Consider the following 18,716-nt stretch of genomic DNA (forward strand, 5'->3'; position numbering starts at 1 on the left):
GAGTATTCATATGAGCAGATTATTTGAAAAAGTTCGTATTGGAAACATTGACTTGAAAAATCGTATAGGTATGGCTCCGATGACTAGAAATAGAGCTTTACCAGATGGTACGCCGAGCGATTTAGTAGCAGAGTACTATGGTCAGCGTGCTTCAGTCGGTTTAATTATAAGCGAAGGAACCCAACCTTCAGATGATGGGCAAGGTTACACTAATACACCTGGTATTTATACAGAAAATCATATTAGAGGGTGGAAAAAAGTAACTTCTAAAGTTCATAGTGAAGGCGGTCATATTTTTATTCAGCTTATGCATGTGGGACGTATATCACACCCTGATAACACACCTCACCACCGCCAAGCAGTTGCACCGTCAGCTATTGCACCTGGTGTAGAAATTTTCACGGCAGAAGGAATGAAAGAAGTCCCAACACCAAGAGAACTGAGTGAGCTTGAGATAAAAGATGTTATCAATGAGTTTCGTTTAGCAGCACGTTCAGCAATTGAAGCTGGTGCAGACGGAGTTGAAATTCACGGAGCGAATGGTTATCTGATCCAACAATTCCTTAGTGAAAACTCCAATCATCGTCAAGATGCATACGGTGGTACGATTGAGGGGCGTTCTCGATTCGCAATTGAAGTAGCTAAAGCAGTTGTTGATGAAATAGGAGCAGAAAGAACAGGCATCCGTTTTTCTCCTCAAGGAACACTGCAAGGCATTGATGAAGGGGAAAATAGCCTTGAGATGTATCGCTATTTAATAAGTGAATTAAATAAGCTTAACCTTGTATATCTGCATTTAATGCACTTTGGAAACGAGCAATTCCTAAAAGATGTGCGTCAACTTTGGGATCAAGCACTTCTTGTTAACCGTCCAGGTCGTCCTCTAGATCAACTTTCGTCTGATGTAGATAATAATCTTGCAGATGTTGTCACAGTAGGCACTTGGGTACTAGCTAATCCAGACTTTGCAGAACGGATTAAATCAGGTGCTCCCCTAAACGAACCTGATCAAAACACGCTCTATGCAGGAGGAAAAGAAGGTTATACAGATTATCCTTTCTTAAAATAATTTATTTAATATGAATATCCCATCTAGGGAAGGGATATTCATATTCTTTTTTCTTAGGTTCGTTAGGAAAAGATACATGTGCGTTAAATAAAAATGTGGAGGATTGTAACGAAAGCTTTAGCGATTGAAAACTACGGCGAAAAACCAAATTTTTACTTCCCTAGGCCCAAAATAAATAATGGCGAGGTCTTAGTTGAGATATATGCGGCAAGTATAAATCCTCTTGATACAAAAATTCGAATTATGGATAACCTATCCATAGCAACAACTCGCGTAAGAAACGCTGTAAAACGTTTTAATGGTCTAAACTAAAAATAGAGGTGATCTGTAAAATGAAAAAAACTGTTCTTATCACCCGGGTATCGGGTGGGATTGGCAAAGAGTTGGCGGATCGTTTCGCCAAGGGAGGATATAATTTGGTGCTGGTGGCGCGTAGCGAGGGTAAGCTTTTGGAGCTCGCGAAGGAATATCGGAAAAGATATGGCAGTCAAGCGACGGTCATTGCCAAGGATGTGGCGTCACCCGGTGTGCCGGAGGAGATTTTTGCGGAGCTCAAGGAGAAGGGGATCGTCGTCGACTATCTTGTCAATAATGCCGGCTTCGGTTTGTACGGGACGTTCTTGGAGACGCAGTTAGAACAAGAGACGAATATGATTGACGTCAATATCAAGGCTCTGACTGTTATGACGAAACTGTTCTTGCCGGATATGGTCAAACGGGGCCAAGGAGGCGTGATGAATGTGGCTTCGTTGGTGGCTTTCTTCCCGGGACCTATGATGTCGGTTTACTACGCAACGAAGGCGTACGTGCTGTCGTTCACCGAGGCTTTGGAGAACGAACTGAGCGGTACAGGGGTGACTGTGACGGCTCTATGTCCGGGACTGACGTCAACCGGCTTCGTTGATCGTTCGGGTATTGGTGAATCGAAGTTGTTCCAAAGTGGTGCTATCATGGAGGCCGGGCAGGTGGCTGAGGAAGGGTACCGAGGCTTCTTACGTGGCAAGACGTTAATAATGCCCGGGGCTCGAAACCGATTCATGGCATTCCTTCCACGGTTGATGCCGCGCAAAATGGTGACCCGTATGGTCAGATCCACACAGCAAAGAACAGGGCATTGACCTAATTGAGGGTGACCAGGAGTGTAGTGGCAGTTGATTATGATCTGTCATCTAGCCAAGATCTCGTAATGGAATAAATCGTTTACTAAAAAAGTTACAGAGACTTTTATAAAGACAGAAACCTTCTTATTTGATCTACTGAAACATGGTCAAGAACAAGGAGAAATTTCTAAACACTATGATATCAAAGGGCTTTCTCAATTTATTCATAATTTACTCATAGGAATACGAGTATTAGCAAAAACAACAAATGATAAAAAAGAATTAGAAACCATTATCGGTTTGACTTTGTCAACCCAATCTGAAATATTTTTAAGGAGAGAATAATATGAAGTACACAGTTATTACAGGAGCAAGTTCAGGTATAGGATATGAGACAGCATTAGCATTTGCTGCTCGTGGCAAAAACTTAATTATTGTAGCTAGAAGATTAGATAAATTAGAAGAACTTAAATCAACCATTCAGAATCTAAATCCTGATTTAGATGTTATTATTCGTACAAGTGACCTATCTGTCACAGATCAGGCATATACATTGTATAACAGTTTAAAGGATTATCAAATTGAGACTTGGATTAATAATGCTGGTCTTGGTGAAACCTCTTCTGTCATAGATCAGAATTTAGATAAAGTAGAAACCATGTTACGCGTTAACATAGAATCCTTGACAATCCTTTCTACACTATTTGTAAGAGATTATGCTGATGTAGAGGGAACTCAATTAATTAACGTATCCTCAGCACTTGGATATGCAATTGCTGTTGGCAGTGTTGCTTATTCTGCTTCTAAATATTATGTTAGTGCCTTCACCGAAGGGCTTGCAAAAGAACTTGAACTGAAAGGTGCGAAAATGAAGGCAAAAGTTTTAGCACCAGCAATGACGGAAACAGAATTCGCAAAACATGCAAATGATATGAAAGAGTTTGATTACAAAGCAAATCTCCCTATGTACCACACAGCTAAGCAAATGGCAGGTTTTATGATGGAGGTTTATGACAAAGATGAAGTGGTGGGGGTTGTAGATGAAAACTATGAATTCAATTTGAGAAAGCCGATCTATCCAATACTAGTATGGTAACATAATCGTTTGGCGATGGCACCAATGACACGTAGCAGAGCGCAAGAAGATGGTACATCAGGAGAACTAAGTTCCCTTTATTATGCTCAAAGAGCGTCTATGGGATTACTTATTAGTGAAGGTACACAACCTCCTGATGGTACCAGTCGGTGCATGGTCATTAGCTAATTCAGATTTAGTAGAACGGCTTAAAGAAGGTGCTCCATTGAACGAAGCAGACCCTACAATATTCTTTGGTGCCGGAATCAAGGGTTATACGGATTATCCTACGTGAAAGAATTAGAATCTCAGAAAGGATAAGTATAACTTATGGCAAATATCAAGGTTCCACAAACAGTTTGGGACTGGGAAGTGACTCTCTATTTTTGTAACGAAAAAGAGGGCATAAAAAGTAGTTTTTAAATTGAACCTACAAAATGGACAGTAATGCTTAAAAATGGCATACAACTGAAAAATGCTTGAAGCATGAATTGCGCAACACTGGCAGACGTATACTGCATTCGGACGCTATGGGCTGATGAACTCTAACATCTGTTCCACCGATTGAGTGTGGGAACACCGGCTGTAATAATCTCAAGGAAGGATGCTAATGAAAAAATGAAAACACTCATGAAAGCAGCTCAGATCACCAAGTATTCAAAAAATATCCATGCCAAAGTCAACGACATTCCAATTCCAGAAATCGATGAAAACGAAGTCTTGGTAAAGGTCAAAGCTGCGGCAGTCAATCCACTCGAAATGTTAATTATTACAGGCAACGTGAAACTGATTCAAGATTATGAATTCCCATTAACGCTTGGTAATGAATTGACAGGAGTTATCGAAAAAGTCGGAAAAAATGTGACGGAATTTCACGTAGGAGATGCCATCTATACACGTCTCCCCCTCGAAAAAATTGGTGCTTTTGCGGAATATGCCGCAATTGACGCTGCCGCAATTGCACCCATGCCAAAAAATTTGTCTTACGTGGAAGCCGCTGCTGCACCACTGGCTGGACTCACAGCGTATCAAGGCCTGCATGAAGAACTTGAGGCACAGTCAGGTAAATCTGTCTTCATTCCAGGTGGATCAGGCAGCTTTGGTCAAATGGCTGTACCAATCGCAAAGGCAATGGGCCTAAATGTCATTGTTAGCGGCAGCTCAGAAGCGCGCAAACGCACTTTGGAAATGGGTGCAGACCAATATTTGGATTATACAACAGAAAACTATGTTGACTTGTTGTCGAATGTGGATTACGTGATTGATACACTGGGACCTAAAGAATTTGACAGTGAATTGAGTATCATCAAATCGGGCGGAAGATTGCTCTCTCTCCGTACAGGACCAAATAAACGCTTCGGAAAAGACCGAAATTTTCCATTGTGGAAACAAATGCTATTTTCCCTTGCGGGCGCAAAGTATGATCGCAAAGCCAAGAAACAAAACGTAGGATACCATTTTATCTTCGTTCGTTCTGACGGTGCACAACTTAAAGAGATTACTAAAATCATTGAAGAAAACAACATTGTTCCAGCAATTCATCCAACACTATTTACCATAGAAAACGTAAATGAAGCGCTAGAACTAGTCGCAAATGGACGGCCAAAAGGGAAAGTGATTATTAAATTTTAAGGGGAATACGAAGAGAGCAGTCAAAAAGTTGAGTTCATTTATGCAGAGGATTTTGAAAGGCAATAATAAGGTGTTTCTATGATTTGATCTAGCTTTTTATCTTTCCATTTCTTAATCAGCAGAACTCGCGGTTTGTAGACGGTGGGAAAAAAACCAATCACGTTTCAACTTTTGATTATATGCCCGAGGAAGATATTAAGGGACACAAATTAGAGGGCAAGATAAAATGGAATGAATCAAAAGAAAAAACAACAGTATTTAAATTAGAAGAGAAAAAGTTTTTGAATCTAGCTTTCTAAAAATTTGCAATAAAATTATTAAAAGGCAGCCGAAACTGGTTGCCTTTTGTGGTTATTTTAAGAAACATGGCACCAATGACATGTGCGTATAGCTACCCGAGCTAGCTATACCCAATAGATACGAGAACAGGTTTGTTTTCGCGTTTCGCTTTTTCAAATGTTTCTTCTCCCCAAGGGAACCTGTTTACAGGGTTTTGAGCATGTTGAAGTAAGTAAGGAGACTTCTCAGCATTAGTCTATTGAGTTTATTGTGACAAGGTGGGTTCCTATTTATTTGAGTTTTGTTTGCCCATAACGAAACTCCAGACTAGGAGCCACATTTATAATGTACGATGAATAAGCGTTTTCATATCATTAAGACTGTGTAAGCTGAATGGGGAGGATCACTCCTTATATTTTTGCATTAACATAAAGTAAGCTATAATAAGTAAAGGAATTCCTGTTGAGAATCCCTTTACTAGACCTTTAAGACATTGTTTCATCTTTAGCAACTGGATGAGTTCTGATGAATAATCATACGATATTTACAATCGTTCTCCCTCTTACTTGTCCTTCCAATATTTCAGGAAGAACGTTAGGAAGTTGATCTAAAGTAATTTCTTGTGATATAAATTCCTTTAAATTAGATGGTTTAAAATCTGTTGCTACACGATCCCATGTTTTTAACCGTGTTTCCATTGGACAATATACAGAATCAATTCCAAGTAAATTAACACCTCTTAAGATGAATGGAAAAACAGTAGTTGGCAGTTTTGTTCCAGCTGTTAATCCACTAACAGCAACGGAACCTCCATATTGAATTTGGCTTAAGATAGAGGCAAGAGGTTCCCCGCCTACAGGATCAACAGCTGCCGCCCATTTTTGTGATCCTAAGGCTTTAACCTTCCCTCCATAGGTCATATCCCGTGAAATAATTGTACTAGCTCCAAGTTTTCGTAAGTAATCATATTCTGATTCTTTACCTGTACTAGCTTCTACTTGATAACCGAGAGAGTTAAGGAATGAAACAGCAAAACTACCAACGCCACCTGTTGCTCCTGTTACCAGAACTTTTCCTTTTTCGGGAGATAGGTTATTTTCTTCTAGACGTTGAATAGATAGTGCCGCTGTGAAGCCAGCTGTTCCTACTATCATTGCTTCTTTGAGGGTCAAATTATCAGGTAAAGGTACAATCCAGTCTCCAGGGAGACTTGCATATTCGCTAAAACCGCCAAAATGAGAAACACCTATATCATAACTTGTGGCAATCACCTTATCCCCCTCTTTAAAGCGAGGATCATTAGAAGAAATGACTATACCTGCTAAGTCTATACCCGGTATAAATGGGTACTTTCTTACGATTTTCCCATCGGGGATCCCTGCCAGTCCATCTTTGTAATTAATTCCAGAGTAGTGTACTTGGATGTGGACATCACTTTCTGGTAAAAACGCTGGAGAAACATTCTTTACTTTAATTGAAAATTCATCATCAACTTTGTTTACAACTAGAGCCTTGAATTCGTCTTTCATTTTATAAATCCTCCTATATGCTATCTTGATGTGAAACCACTTTTAGTATACTAAATTATTCTGACCGGTCAAACTATTTTGTCTGGTCGGAATAATTTTGTGTGGATTTCATGAACTGTTGTATACTATTTGAAGGTTTAGCTTTCTGGAGGTTTATTATGAAGAAAAAAGCAGAAGAAAGAAAGAATCAGATATTAAGGGCAGCTTTCCAAGCTGTGTCAACACAAGGTTATAATTCAGTTACACTACAAAGTATTGCAGATCACGCAGGAGTTAGTAAGGGCGTCGTGCATTATTACTTTGATAATAAGGAAGATACCCTTTCTCAACTACTTGAGTGGCTTACAAATAAAATTTATAAACATGAATTGGAAGCAGTGGATTCGGAATCTACGCCACTAGATAAGTTGAAAGCTTATGTAAATTCAATATTTGTCTCTCCCGAGGAAAATGAAAAGTTTTATAAGGTTTATTTAGATTTCTTGTCTCAGGCAACCCGAAATGAAACGTACAGGAAAATTAACCATAGCTTTTATCAACAGTGCTGGGGCACCACATCTAACATTATTATTTTCGGACAGGAAACAGGCGTATTTGACCAAAGTATAGATGTTGAAAAAGCTTCAAAAGCAATGCGATCTATTGTAGATGGATTGCTCATTCAATGGCTAATGAGTGAAGATATAAATTCACATGAATATTATAAAGAGATTTGTTATCAGAGCTTTTTGAAGCATTTAAAGCTCACTTAATTCTATTGGTTTATCTCCATTCTTTACGTAACAGAAAAAGACATAACGAATCTAAAAACAGAAAAGTCCCTTAATTAAGAAGTTAAATATAACAACCGTTTATGAAGTAAGAAGGGGACTATAGTGTTATCTTTACAACAATATAATGAATGACTTCAGTGCTTCGAATAAAGTTTTTTGTAATTATGATAAGCATCCACTTTATTGAGGGATTCAAACTAATAAAGAAGATACCAACTATATTGATATCCCTTTTGTTTTGGGAGTTTTATTAAATCTCCTTTATGAGTTCATGAATTGGCATCATTGACACGTGCAATGTCATAAAAATATTCAGTGGTTTACATTTATTGAGGTACTTGAAGAATGGGGATACCAAATGAACAGGTTGGTATCTTTATCGTTTTAGATAACCATTTTTTACCATATTTCATATAAATCGTATAGAAATGATGGCAAATAAATATAAGGAGTGTAGTGAAAATAAGCTTTCATAACTAATGATATGAATTTACTATGTTGAGGGCCTAGGCGATGTCGAAAAACCGATCGTTTTAACTATCGGTTTTTTAAGTGCTTTTTTCACACTCATTGAAAATGATTTCATTAGGACAAACCGCCTTTACATAGCATTACCCAAGGGGTGATGCATTTTATGAAGGTGATAATCATCGAGGGACCGCAAGCTGACAAATGCATTAACGATTGCTATCATTATTTAATAAAACTTTATAGGAAGGAGATCCAGGGTGATAGCAATATATGTAAGGGTATCGACCGAGGAACAAGCGATCAAGGGATCGAGCATCGACAGCCAGATCGAGGCCTGTATAAAGAAAGCAGGGACTAAGGATGTGCTGAAGTATGCCGATGAAGGATTTTCTGGGGAGCTTTTAGAACGTCCGGCTTTGAATCGCTTGAGGGAGGATGCAAGCAAGGGACTTATAAGTCAAGTCATTTGTTATGATCCTGACCGTCTTTCTCGGAAATTAATGAATCAGCTTATCATTGATGACGAATTGCGAAAGCGAAATATCCCCTTGGTATTTGTAAATGGTGAATACGCCAATTCTCCAGAAGGTCAATTATTTTTCGCAATGCGTGGAGCAATCTCAGAATTTGAAAAAGCCAAAATCAAAGAACGGACATCAAGCGGCCGACTTCAAAAAATGAAAAAAGGCATGATTATTAAAGATTCCAAACTATATGGCTATAAATTTGTTAAAGAGAAAAGAACTCTTGAGATTTTTGAAGAGGAAGCAAAAATCATTAGGATGATTTTTAACTATTTCACCGATCATAAAAGCCCTTTTTTCGGCAGAGTAAATGGTATTGCTCTACATTTAACTCAGATGGGGGTTAAAACAAAAAAAGGTGCCAAAGTATGGCACAGGCAGGTTGTTCGACAGATATTAATGAACTCTTCTTATAAGGGTGAACATAAACAGTATAAATATGATACAGAGGGTTCCTATGTTTCAAAACAGGCAGGGAACAAATCTATAATCAAAATAAGGCCTGAAGAGGAGCAAATCACTGTGGCAATTCCAGCAATTGTTCCAGCTGAACAATGGGATTATGCTCAAGAACTCTTAGGTCAAAGTAAAAGAAAACACTTAAGTATTAGCCCTCACAATTACTTGTTATCGGGTTTGGTTAGATGCGGGAAATGCGGAAATACCATGACAGGGAAGAAAAGAAAATCACATGGTAAAGACTACTATGTATATACTTGCCGGAAAAATTATTCTGGCGCAAAGGACCGCGGCTGCGGAAAGGAAATGTCTGAGAATAAATTGAACCGGCATGTATGGGGTGAAATTTTTAAATTCATCACAAATCCTCAAAAGTATGCTTCTTTCAAAGAGATTGAACAATCAAATCACCTGTCTGATGAATTAGAACTTATTCAAAAAGAGATAGAGAAAACAAAAAAAGGCCGCAAGCGTCTTTTAACGCTAATCAGCCTAAGCGATGACGATGATTTAGACATAGATGAAATCAAAGCGCAAATTATTGAGCTGCAAAAAAAGCAAAACCAGCTTACTGAAAAGTGTAGCGAAATTCAATCAAAAATGAAAGTCCTGGATGATACGAGCTCAAGTGAAAATGCTCTAAAAAGAGCCATCGACTATTTTCAATCAATCGGTGCAGATAACTTAACTCTTGAAGATAAAAAAACAATTGTTAACTTTATCGTGAAAGAAGTTACCGTTGTGGATTCTGACACCGTATATATTGAAACTTATTAAAGAGGGGGGTATGCACCCCCCTTTTGTAATTACAATCTCATTTTCAATACACCTCGCAGCATACGTCGCCAGCTTTGTCCCTTTACCAGCGGAATAGCTTTCAATTCCTTTTATCAGCCCGATCGTTCCGATGGAGATTAAGTCCTCTGCATCCTCACCTGTATTTTCGAACTTTTTCACAATATGGGCGACCAAGCGAAGATTATGCTCAATCAGCATGTTTCTGGCATGTTCATCCCCTTTAGCCATGAGCTCTAAGTATTTTTTTTCTTCGCTGCTTGAGAGCGGTTGTGGAAAGGCATTGTTTTTCACGTAAGATACTAAAAAGACAAGCTCTTTAACAACAAAGCCGAGCGCTGCGAAAACACCTGTCACCATCGTCACCTCCACAAAAGTATGTAGGCAAAAGCCTATATGTAAATGTATGTGACCTGGAGGCTGTCTGTGTCTGTACCGGGAAATTTCTCGCGGGGGAGTCCGGCTTTTGTAAGCAGCATACTAACTTCAAATGTTAAAAATAATCTTTATCAAGCGCCCATACATTGAAATGAACAAAGGTATGGGGGGATGGGAATGAAAAAATGGATGGCAGGCCTGTTTCTTGCTGCAGCAGTTCTTCTTTGTTTAATGGTTCCGCAACAGATCCAAGGCGCATCTTCGTATGACAAAGTGTTATATTTTCCGCTGTCTCGTTATCCGGAAACCGGCAGTCATATTAGAGATGCAATTGCAGAGGGACATCCAGATATTTGTACCATTGACAGAGATGGAGCAGACAAAAGGCGGGAGGAATCTTTAAAGGGAATCCCGACCAAGCCGGGCTATGACCGGGATGAGTGGCCGATGGCGGTCTGCGAGGAAGGCGGCGCAGGGGCTGATGTCCGATATGTGACGCCTTCTGATAATCGCGGCGCCGGCTCGTGGGTAGGGAATCAAATGAGCAGCTATCCTGACGGTACCAGAGTGCTGTTTATTGTGCAGTAGTAAAGAAGAGGCTCTTTCTTGAGCCTCTGTTGTTACAATCCTTCGCCGTGCTGAATTTTCGGGGGATAGGTTTCTGCTTTTCGCCAATATTGGCGTGTGCCTTCGTCCCGTACAACGATGCCCAGCTGTGCCAGTTCGAGACGGAATTCTTCAATATCGTCTTTTTCTTCGTCCTGCAGCGCTTTATGACGAGCTTTTAATAAGGCATGGGCGCCTTGCGATAGGTCTGGTGCATCAGGAATCCATCGGCGAAATTGATCTTTAAACGGATCACCATCTGTTGCCCATTCGTAATGATGCTGTCTAAAGGCCTTCTCAACGTTTACTGGTTTTTCATCAATTTCTTCCCGTACCAATTCATATCCGGCTGTTCCCAGGAGGACAAGCCGTTTGTGATCCATAAATACAAGAGCGATGTCATCGGAATGAATTGTTTGCACTTTTTTTCCTTTGATGAATTCCACTGTGTGATCTGTAATTTTGACAGACAGCAGCATTGCAATAACAGAATGAGCGAACCAAATCCCCGCACACATACCGAGAAGAGCAGTGATAAATGCAGCTGTAGATCCCTGAAAAGAGGTAATGAGCCGAAGCGGTCCTTCAAGAGGGATCCAGGGGAGGGATAATGCCCATTTCGCAATCTGCGGGATAAAATACCCGATTGCAAAACCGATGATTGCAAGTGCAGCGTATAAAAAGAATACAGCGGTTTTCGTAACTCCAATAAGAGTATGAGATTGATTCTGCAACATGTCACCTTCTTTTTACTGAAAAAATCGAATTCCTTCCCATATTTTAACTTAAACTGATGGTAAATCAAGGATAAAGCGATAATTATGGATATAAAGAGATTCAGTAATAGAACTGGCAGGCGCCGTCGGTCATGAAAAATAAAATTTACATGCGCAGACGATGTAAGCCCCATTTGTTTTCTGCGTATCACAATACAATCCAAAGGGAACATAAAGAGTAAAGGCTTTTTAGACAATCAGGAGGAACAGATATGAAAATCGGATTAATCGGCTTAGGGAAAATGGGCATAAACATAGGAAAGCAATTCATTGACCGCAATCATCAAGCGGTAGGATATGATGTAAATCAAGCGGCTGTTGATGAACTGAAAGCATACGGGGCTGAGGGGACAACGAATCTTAAAGAGTTAATTTCTTTATTAGACCCGCCGCGTATCCTATGGGTTATGGTACCGCATAGCATTGTCGATGCTGTTTTGCGTGATGTATCACCTTTATTAAGTAAAGGCGATATGATTATCGAAGCTGGAAACTCTCATTATAAAGAATCAATTCGCCGCTACAATCAAATGAAAGAAGCGGGTATCCATTATCTCGATGCCGGAACGTCAGGCGGAATGGAAGGCGCACGGCTTGGAGCCTGTTTTATGGTGGGGGGCGACCATGAAGCATGGGAGATTGTGGAACCGCTTTTTCGTGATACCGCCGTCGAAAATGGTTATCTATACGCTGGTGAAGCGGGAAGCGGACATTTTTTAAAAATGATCCATAATGGAATTGAGTATGGAATGATGGCCGCGATTGGTGAAGGATTTGAAGTGCTTGAAAACAGCCAATTTGATTTTGACTATGAGAAGGTTGCCAGAGTGTGGAATCATGGTTCTGTCATTCGTTCTTGGCTTATGGGACTGACTGAGCGAGCTTTCTCTAAGGATGCGAAACTGGATCAGATCAAGGGCATTATGCATTCCTCAGGTGAAGGAAAATGGACGGTGGAAACCGCGCTTGATCTGCAGACGGCAACTCCGGTCATCGCCATGTCACTGATGATGAGATACCGTTCTTTAACAGACGATACGTTTACAGGAAAGGTGGTCGCTGCGCTTCGAAATGAATTTGGAGGCCATGAGACAGAAAAAAAGTAAGGGGGCCAAACAAGCCTCCTTATTTTTTTGGCACCTTCAGAAGATGAGGGAACTTTTTATAAATGACCACCATGATGATCAGAATATATGTACCGTAAATGCTGATAGACAATAATTTATTGCTGGTGAAATTGGCACCTGCAATAGTGACAACAACAATATTGGGGATTTTCCCTATTAAAGACGCAAAGAAAAAAACATGCCAGCGAACTTGGCTCAGCCCGCAGATCACGTTCATTACAAGTGAAGGTATGACAGGTATCAGCCTTCCTAATAAAACAGCGGTAAAAGCGTTTTTGTTGAAGGAAGCCTCGTAGCTCTGTATGGCAGGATAGGCCTGAACTTTTTTTCTGGCCCAATCTCTAAAACTGTACCTGGCGAGAAAAAACAGCAATATAGTACCAAGCATTGAGCCGGTCAGTGTAATCCAAATTCCATTTGTAGTCCCGAACACTGCGCCATTTAAAGCAGCAACCAAAGCAAACGGCACTATTGGGAAAAAAACATCGGCAGCAATCAGCAGCATACTAAATAAAACGGAAAACATCCCTCCTGCTTTGATTGCATCAAGCCAAGCTTCTTTCTGAAAAAAACCGACTGCAATGATAGCGATAATCACAAGTATACCTATTACTTTTTTTAACATGTCTATGGTCACTCCCAACTTAGGTGATGTCAGGAGCCAAAACCTCCGTCATCTAAATTAGTATAACTGGTGCCATTTCAGCGGTTCAACTGAAAACCAGGTTGAGAACACAATTCTTTTTTACTTCATAAAAAAGGCTGTCCATCTCTCTGTTTTCTGCATTCTTAATAATAGGGAGGGATAGAAATGGTAACCATAAAAAAGGATTTTATACCGGTATCAAATGATAATCGTCCTGGCTATGCGATGACGCCTGCTTATATTACGGTGCATAATACAGCGAATACAGCAAAAGGCGCTGATGCGAAAATGCACTCCAATTTTGTGAAAAACCCGAACACATCCGAAAGCTGGCATTTTACAGTTGACGATTCAGTCATTTATCAGCATCTCCCGATAGATGAAAACGGCTGGCATGCGGGAGACGGTACAAACGGGACAGGAAACCGCAAATCGATCGGGATTGAAATCTGTGAAAATGCTGACGGCGATTTTGAAAAAGCAACATCAAATGCCCAGTGGCTGATCAGAAAGCTGATGAAGGAAAACAATATTCCGTTAAATCGTGTTGTTCCCCACAAAAAATGGTCCGGGAAAGAATGTCCGCGGAAACTCTTGGACCACTGGAACTCTTTTCTAAACGGAATTTCTTCCTCGGATACACCTCCAAAAGAAACTTCACCATCATATCCTCTGCCGTCTGGGGTTATAAAGCTCACTTCGCCTTATCGAAAGGGCACAAACATTCTCCAGCTGCAAAAGGCTTTAGCTGCACTTCACTTTTACCCTGATAAGGGAGCCAAAAACAATGGCATAGATGGAGTTTACGGACCGAAAACAGCGAATGCCGTCAAGCGTTTTCAACTCATGAACGGATTAACTGCAGACGGGATTTATGGGCCAAAAACAAAGGCCAAGCTTAAATCGAAGTTAAAGTAAATGCAGGATTTAACGGATAACCTGTTTCCAGTGCGGATTCAGGTTATTTTCTTTTCTTTGGTTTGTGTGTTTTTCAGATTGGAAAGAAGGGAATTTTAAAAAATCATCAGCTGCGCCGCAATGAAAGCAGAATGATATTCACTGAGGGGGACACGTTAACTATAGGAAAAAACAGTGATAGCGAAAAACTCTTCATTGAACGAAGAGAAACAGAGGTATAACATTAAAGTGAGGCTTTTGGGGGTGTAAAGATGAAACATTTTATCATCCTTTTCCTTCTGCTGTTCGTTACAGCAGGATGCGAGGGAAGGGGATACGAAGACGTTGTAGCATTTGGTGACAGTAATACGCGTGGCTCAAATTGGGATTATCGCGATTATCCAAAAGCACAGCAGTGGGTCAATATATTAAAAACAGCTGAGCGCGGTAACCTTGATATACTCAATGCGGGAATCGGCGGACAGACGACAGAGGATGCCCGTCTCCGATTTCAGACAGATGTGCTGGATCAAAAACCGAAGTATTTGTTTATTATGTTCGGCACCAATGACGCTGCCATACTGACTGAAGGGAAACCGAGAGTGTCGAAGCAGCGTTTTAGAGAAAATCTGGTTTATTTTATTGAAGAAAGCAGAAAACACGGGATCAAGCCTATCTTAATGACGTGTATCCCAATTATAGAAGGTAATGGGAAGCATCATCTGTTTTACTATTCCAGATACCAAGCAGCTGCTTTTGAACCAAAAGGCGGAGCAAGGAAATGGCACAACTCATATAACGATATTACAAGAGATGTGTCGAAGCGCCTGGATGTCCCTCTTGTAGATAACTGGAAGCATTTTATAGAAGCAGACGGCGGAAAAGCAACTGATGAAGCGCTTATCCAATCTGGTTTAATAGATCCTTCTGGAAATCATATGACACCTAAAGGGGCAAGGATCGTATATGAAGGAATACAAGATGGGCAGATCCTGCAGCGTTGAGCCGGACAACCGCCTAGTCCGATTTATTTCTCCTACATAGGCTGTTATAAAACCTTATTAAGGAGGCGCTTCACATGTATGGCGCAGGCAGAGCATATGGATACGCTTTTATTGTTGTTTTAGTTGTTGTTCTCCTGGTTGTGGGCGGGATATACTGGTTAGCATAATAACCGGCCCTTTAAAACACCTCTTTTTAGGGGTGTTTTTTGCTGAAAATAGTAGTAAAGCGCGCAGCCAAAGTGATATAATATCAGTCATCTGAGTAAAAAAAGGAAATACGCCCGGAAAAAATAGACAAATTCCTATTAAGAAGATACGGAAATAATATGTCCGAGCGATCTTCTTTTTATTTCGTTTTCAATTAACTCGATAAAGTCACGGTTTAAATTCATTTCGGTGGCTTTGAAATAAGATTCTATTAGTAATTCATCAGACAGTTTTCTCATGCTAGGAACCCAATTAATGGGAGAGGCACCTCCTTAAAAGTTGGAATCATTCATGATTTTAACGCATACAATGATAAGTTGCGTTCATCTGAGGTTGAAGTTATCTTTAATCTACCATGAAATGCATATAAGAACAATCGTTCTGTTATCCACACCAAAAAGTGGATAACTTGTGAGTATCGTGTTTATAATTTGTCTAAAGAGTGATGTAATAAGAGTGGATAGTGTGTGTAAATTTATCCACACCTGGTGAAGAAACCCAATTTTTGTCGAAATTTTTTTGCTCAGTTTTTCTTTAGGCGCAAGTTCGATTTTTTTCGACAATCATTTTGAAAGATAGAAAAAGGGAAGGGTGCGGGTTTTGTTAAAAAAGTTTTTTTTACCTGACGAGTTTGTAAAAAATATTTTTCATATTACACCTGAGAAATTAAAGGAACGAAATGTAAAAGGGATTATTACTGACCTGGATAATACGCTTGTTGAATGGGACAGACCGAATGCGACGCCGCGATTGATCGAGTGGTTTGAAGAAATGAAGGAACACGGCATTAAAGTGACAATTGTCTCTAATAATAACGAAAGAAGAGTGAAACTTTTCTCAGAACCGCTTGGAATCCCATTCATCTATAAAGCAAGAAAACCGATGGGTAAAGCCTTTAATAGAGCGGTGCGCAATATGGAGCTGAAAAAAGAGGACTGCGTTGTCATCGGAGACCAGCTGCTGACCGATGTACTCGGGGGAAACCGAAACGGCTACCATACGATTTTGGTCGTGCCAGTCGCTTCCTCTGACGGATTCATTACGCGCTTTAACCGCCAGGTCGAACGCAGAATACTGAGTGCTCTCAAACGAAAAGGGCACATTCAGTGGGAGGAGTAAGAAATGGAAAAGGTTGTTTGTATCGGGTGCGGAGTTACGATCCAAACCGAGGACAAAACAGGTTTGGGGTACGCGCCGCCTGCATCGCTTACGAAAGAAAATGTGATTTGCCAGCGTTGCTTCAGACTGAAAAACTATAATGAAATACAAGATGTCTCCTTAACTGATGATGATTTTTTGAACATTCTTCACGGTATTGGAGAAACGGACTCTCTTGTCGTAAAAATTGTTGATATTTTTGATTTTAACGGCAGCTGGATTAATGGGCTGCAGCGCTTGGTGGGGGGAAACCCTATCTTATTAGTTGGCAATAAAGCGGATATTTTGCCTAAGTCACTGAAAAGAGAGCGTCTGATCCAATGGATGAAGCGTGAAGCGAAAGAGCTTGGCTTAAAACCGGTTGACGTATTTTTGGTCAGTGCGGGACGCGGCCAGGGAATAAGAGAAGTAATTGACGCGATTGAGCATTACCGCAACGGAAAAGACGTCTATGTTGTCGGATGTACAAATGTAGGAAAGTCAACCTTTATTAACCGGATTATTAAAGAAGTGTCAGGTGAAGAAGATATTATTACAACATCCCAATTTCCTGGCACAACCCTTGATGCGATTGAAATCCCGCTGGATGACGGTTCATCGCTTTATGATACACCGGGAATTATCAACAACCATCAAATGGCGCATTATGTCAATAAAAAGGATCTGAAAATATTATCTCCTAAAAAGGAGCTGAAGCCTCGCACATTCCAGCTTAATGATCAGCAAACACTGTATTTTGGCGGACTTGCAAGGTTTGATTATGTGTCTGGGGAAAGATCTCCTTTTATTTGCTATATGCCGAATGAGCTGATGATTCATAGAACAAAACTTGAAAATGCAGACGCGCTTTATGAAAAGCATGCAGGGGAATTGCTCACACCTCCGGGTAAAGATGAAATGGATGAGTTTCCGGAATTGGTCGCCCATACGTTTACGATAAAAGACAAAAAGACAGATATCGTTTTCTCTGGGTTAGGCTGGGTTACTGTCCATGACGCCGATAAAAAGGTAACTGCATACGCGCCAAAAGGCGTTCATGTATTTGTTCGGCGTTCATTAATTTAAGAAAAGGGGAGAGGAGTATGAAAAAGCTGTACGGGGTTATCGGAAATCCGATTGGCCATTCTATGTCACCTGATATTCATAACGCATCATTGAAAGACCTCGGGCTTGACGGACATTATCATGCCTTCAAGGTAGAAGAGGATGATCTGGAGGATGCGGTAAAAGGAATAAGAGCTCTAGGCGTACAAGGAATCAATGTGACTGTTCCGCACAAGGTTTCCATTATGGATTATCTGGATCATATTGATGAGAGTGCAAAAGTGATCGGTGCCGTAAACACGGTCAGAATAGAGGGAGATAAGCTTGTCGGATACAATACCGATGGGGAAGGCTTCGTGAAGTCATTAATGAAGGTATTAGACAAGCCCATCTCTGAACTGTCATTCTTAATGATCGGCGCTGGCGGAGCGGCGAGAGCCATTTTTACAACAATTGTCCGAAATACCCCGAAAAAATTTGACATTTGCAACCGGACGTTAGAAAAAGCAAAGCGGCTTACAGAAGCTACTCCCTCGTTTCACAATAAAGAAGTATTAAGCATAAAAGAAGCAGAAGAACGTCTTGAGCAGTATGATGTTATCATCCATACAACGTCTGTGGGCATGTATCCGAACGTGGATGATGTGCCGCTTTCATTACAGCGTGCCGCGAGCAGTGCCGTCGTATGTGATATCGTGTATAATCCAATACAGACGGCCCTTTTAAAGGAAGCAAGCCAAAAAGGCTTGAAAACACTCGACGGTGTGGGCATGTTTGTTGAACAGGCAGCATTGTCTTTCCAATTGTGGACTGGACAAGAGCCTGATATTGAAAAAATGAGATCCATTGTAATAGGAAAATTAGGAGGAACAGAATGTTAACAGGTAAACAAAAACGTTTTTTGCGTTCTAAAGCGCATCATTTAACGCCGATTTTTCAAGTAGGTAAAGGCGGAGTAAACGACAACATGATTAAACAAATTGCTGAGGCGCTTGAAGCGAGAGAGCTGATTAAAGTCAGCGTGCTTCAGAATTGCGAAGAGGATAAAAACGATGTAGCGGAAGCTCTTGTAAAAGGAAGCCGCTCTCAATTGGTGCAGACAATCGGCAATACGATTGTGTTATATAAGGAATCAAAGGAAAATAAACAAATCGAGCTTCCTTAAAG

The 18,716-nt window shown here is 40.5% G+C and carries 20 protein-coding genes and 3 pseudogenes; 17 read left to right on the plus strand and 6 right to left on the minus strand.

Annotated elements, in window-relative coordinates; genetic code table 11:
• Positions 1-10: 10 nt before the first annotated feature.
• From FB592_RS13425 to FB592_RS21295, 6 genes are all read left to right on the plus strand, one after another.
• The gene (locus FB592_RS13425; RefSeq protein WP_141949631.1) at positions 11-1,069 is read left to right on the plus strand and encodes an alkene reductase; all 1,059 of its coding nucleotides are present in this window, start codon (positions 11-13) and stop codon (positions 1,067-1,069) included.
• 332 nt (positions 1,070-1,401) lie between these two features.
• Positions 1,402-2,187 (plus strand): SDR family NAD(P)-dependent oxidoreductase, encoded by a 786-nt coding sequence (locus FB592_RS13430; protein WP_141949633.1) that lies wholly within the window; start codon positions 1,402-1,404, stop codon positions 2,185-2,187.
• Between the two features lie 328 nt (positions 2,188-2,515).
• Positions 2,516-3,265 carry an SDR family NAD(P)-dependent oxidoreductase gene (locus tag FB592_RS13440; RefSeq protein ID WP_141949635.1) on the plus strand — a complete coding sequence of 250 codons (750 nt, stop codon included), beginning with the start codon at positions 2,516-2,518 and terminating at the stop codon, positions 3,263-3,265.
• Positions 3,266-3,280: 15 nt separating this feature from the next.
• A complete protein-coding gene (locus FB592_RS13445; RefSeq protein ID WP_260438897.1) occupies positions 3,281-3,433 on the plus strand; it encodes a hypothetical protein in 153 nt (50 codons plus the stop codon).
• 429 nt (positions 3,434-3,862) lie between these two features.
• Positions 3,863-4,876, plus strand: a complete 1,014-nt coding sequence (locus FB592_RS13455) for an NADP-dependent oxidoreductase (RefSeq protein WP_141949637.1) — start codon at positions 3,863-3,865, stop codon at positions 4,874-4,876.
• A gap of 98 nt (positions 4,877-4,974) precedes the next feature.
• Positions 4,975-5,175, plus strand: coding sequence for a DUF4944 domain-containing protein (locus FB592_RS21295; protein ID WP_103803383.1), 201 nt, complete (start codon positions 4,975-4,977; stop codon positions 5,173-5,175).
• Positions 5,176-5,279: 104 nt separating this feature from the next.
• Here the strand turns inward: FB592_RS21295 and FB592_RS13465 are convergent.
• A pseudogene (locus FB592_RS13465) lies at positions 5,280-5,449 on the minus strand (DUF255 domain-containing protein); the annotation flags it as partial.
• A 239-nt stretch (positions 5,450-5,688) separates the two neighbouring features.
• Complete coding sequence (locus tag FB592_RS13470) at positions 5,689-6,684, minus strand: NADPH:quinone oxidoreductase family protein (RefSeq protein WP_141949639.1); 996 nt, start codon at positions 6,682-6,684, stop codon at positions 5,689-5,691.
• A gap of 158 nt (positions 6,685-6,842) precedes the next feature.
• Here FB592_RS13470 and FB592_RS13475 point away from each other — a divergent pair, with 158 nt between their 5' ends.
• The 3 genes and pseudogenes from FB592_RS13475 to spoIVCA all read left to right on the plus strand — a co-directional run bounded on the left by FB592_RS13475 (position 6,843) and on the right by spoIVCA (position 9,688).
• Entirely contained in the window at positions 6,843-7,436 is a 594-nt protein-coding gene (locus FB592_RS13475) for a TetR/AcrR family transcriptional regulator (protein ID WP_141949641.1), read from the plus strand.
• Between the two features lie 655 nt (positions 7,437-8,091).
• Positions 8,092-8,270 (plus strand): annotated as a pseudogene (locus tag FB592_RS21150) (hypothetical protein).
• The gene (spoIVCA, locus tag FB592_RS13485; protein WP_260438898.1) at positions 8,228-9,688 is read left to right on the plus strand and encodes a site-specific DNA recombinase SpoIVCA; all 1,461 of its coding nucleotides are present in this window, start codon (positions 8,228-8,230) and stop codon (positions 9,686-9,688) included. Before FB592_RS21150 ends, spoIVCA begins: the two are co-directional and overlap by 43 nt.
• Before the next feature lie 27 nt (positions 9,689-9,715).
• Here the strand turns inward: spoIVCA and FB592_RS13490 are convergent.
• A pseudogene (locus FB592_RS13490) lies at positions 9,716-10,066 on the minus strand (sigma-70 family RNA polymerase sigma factor); the annotation flags it as partial.
• A 195-nt stretch (positions 10,067-10,261) separates the two neighbouring features.
• Between FB592_RS13490 and nucB the strand changes: the two are divergent.
• Positions 10,262-10,672, plus strand: a complete 411-nt coding sequence (gene nucB / locus FB592_RS13495; RefSeq protein WP_009967785.1) for a sporulation-specific Dnase NucB — start codon at positions 10,262-10,264, stop codon at positions 10,670-10,672.
• Positions 10,673-10,704: 32 nt separating this feature from the next.
• Here nucB and FB592_RS13500 read toward each other — a convergent pair whose 3' ends face one another.
• Entirely contained in the window at positions 10,705-11,427 is a 723-nt protein-coding gene (locus tag FB592_RS13500; protein ID WP_032726205.1) for a YqeB family protein, read from the minus strand.
• Positions 11,428-11,678: 251 nt separating this feature from the next.
• Between FB592_RS13500 and gnd the strand changes: the two genes are divergently transcribed.
• Positions 11,679-12,572, plus strand: a complete 894-nt coding sequence (gene gnd, locus FB592_RS13505) for a phosphogluconate dehydrogenase (NAD(+)-dependent, decarboxylating) (protein ID WP_141949646.1) — start codon at positions 11,679-11,681, stop codon at positions 12,570-12,572.
• A 19-nt stretch (positions 12,573-12,591) separates the two neighbouring features.
• Here the strand turns inward: gnd and FB592_RS13510 are convergent, their stop codons facing one another.
• Positions 12,592-13,218, minus strand: coding sequence for a TVP38/TMEM64 family protein (locus FB592_RS13510; RefSeq protein WP_141949648.1), 627 nt, complete (start codon positions 13,216-13,218; stop codon positions 12,592-12,594).
• 186 nt (positions 13,219-13,404) lie between these two features.
• On the opposite strand from FB592_RS13510, the gene cwlH reads away from it, so the two are divergent.
• Positions 13,405-14,157 carry an N-acetylmuramoyl-L-alanine amidase CwlH gene (gene cwlH / locus FB592_RS13515; RefSeq protein WP_141949650.1) on the plus strand — a complete coding sequence of 251 codons (753 nt, stop codon included), beginning with the start codon at positions 13,405-13,407 and terminating at the stop codon, positions 14,155-14,157.
• A gap of 251 nt (positions 14,158-14,408) precedes the next feature.
• On the plus strand, positions 14,409-15,140 hold the full coding sequence (locus tag FB592_RS13520; RefSeq protein ID WP_003229964.1) for an SGNH/GDSL hydrolase family protein: 732 nt from the start codon (positions 14,409-14,411) through the stop codon (positions 15,138-15,140).
• Between the two features lie 305 nt (positions 15,141-15,445).
• Here the strand turns inward: FB592_RS13520 and sda are convergent, their stop codons facing one another.
• Entirely contained in the window at positions 15,446-15,586 is a 141-nt protein-coding gene (sda, locus tag FB592_RS13525) for a sporulation histidine kinase inhibitor Sda (RefSeq protein WP_003226124.1), read from the minus strand.
• Positions 15,587-15,947: 361 nt separating this feature from the next.
• Between sda and FB592_RS13530 the strand changes: the two genes are divergently transcribed.
• Genes FB592_RS13530 through yhbY form a run of 4 tightly spaced genes read left to right on the plus strand, consistent with a single transcriptional unit; the run spans position 15,948 to position 18,714 of the window.
• Entirely contained in the window at positions 15,948-16,466 is a 519-nt protein-coding gene (locus FB592_RS13530; protein ID WP_003226126.1) for a YqeG family HAD IIIA-type phosphatase, read from the plus strand.
• A gap of 3 nt (positions 16,467-16,469) precedes the next feature.
• Entirely contained in the window at positions 16,470-17,570 is a 1,101-nt protein-coding gene (yqeH, locus tag FB592_RS13535; protein WP_003229966.1) for a ribosome biogenesis GTPase YqeH, read from the plus strand.
• 17 nt (positions 17,571-17,587) lie between these two features.
• Positions 17,588-18,430: a shikimate dehydrogenase gene (gene aroE / locus FB592_RS13540; RefSeq protein ID WP_141949653.1), complete on the plus strand. Its 843-nt coding sequence runs from the start codon at positions 17,588-17,590 to the stop codon at positions 18,428-18,430.
• Complete coding sequence (gene yhbY / locus FB592_RS13545; protein ID WP_003226133.1) at positions 18,424-18,714, plus strand: ribosome assembly RNA-binding protein YhbY; 291 nt, start codon at positions 18,424-18,426, stop codon at positions 18,712-18,714. The genes aroE and yhbY overlap by 7 nt, the downstream gene beginning before the upstream one ends.
• Positions 18,715-18,716: the final 2 nt, after the last annotated feature.

Source organism: Bacillus sp. SJZ110 (assembly GCF_006715455.1).
In the GTDB taxonomy this organism is placed as follows: Bacteria; Bacillota; Bacilli; order Bacillales; family Bacillaceae; genus Bacillus; species Bacillus subtilis.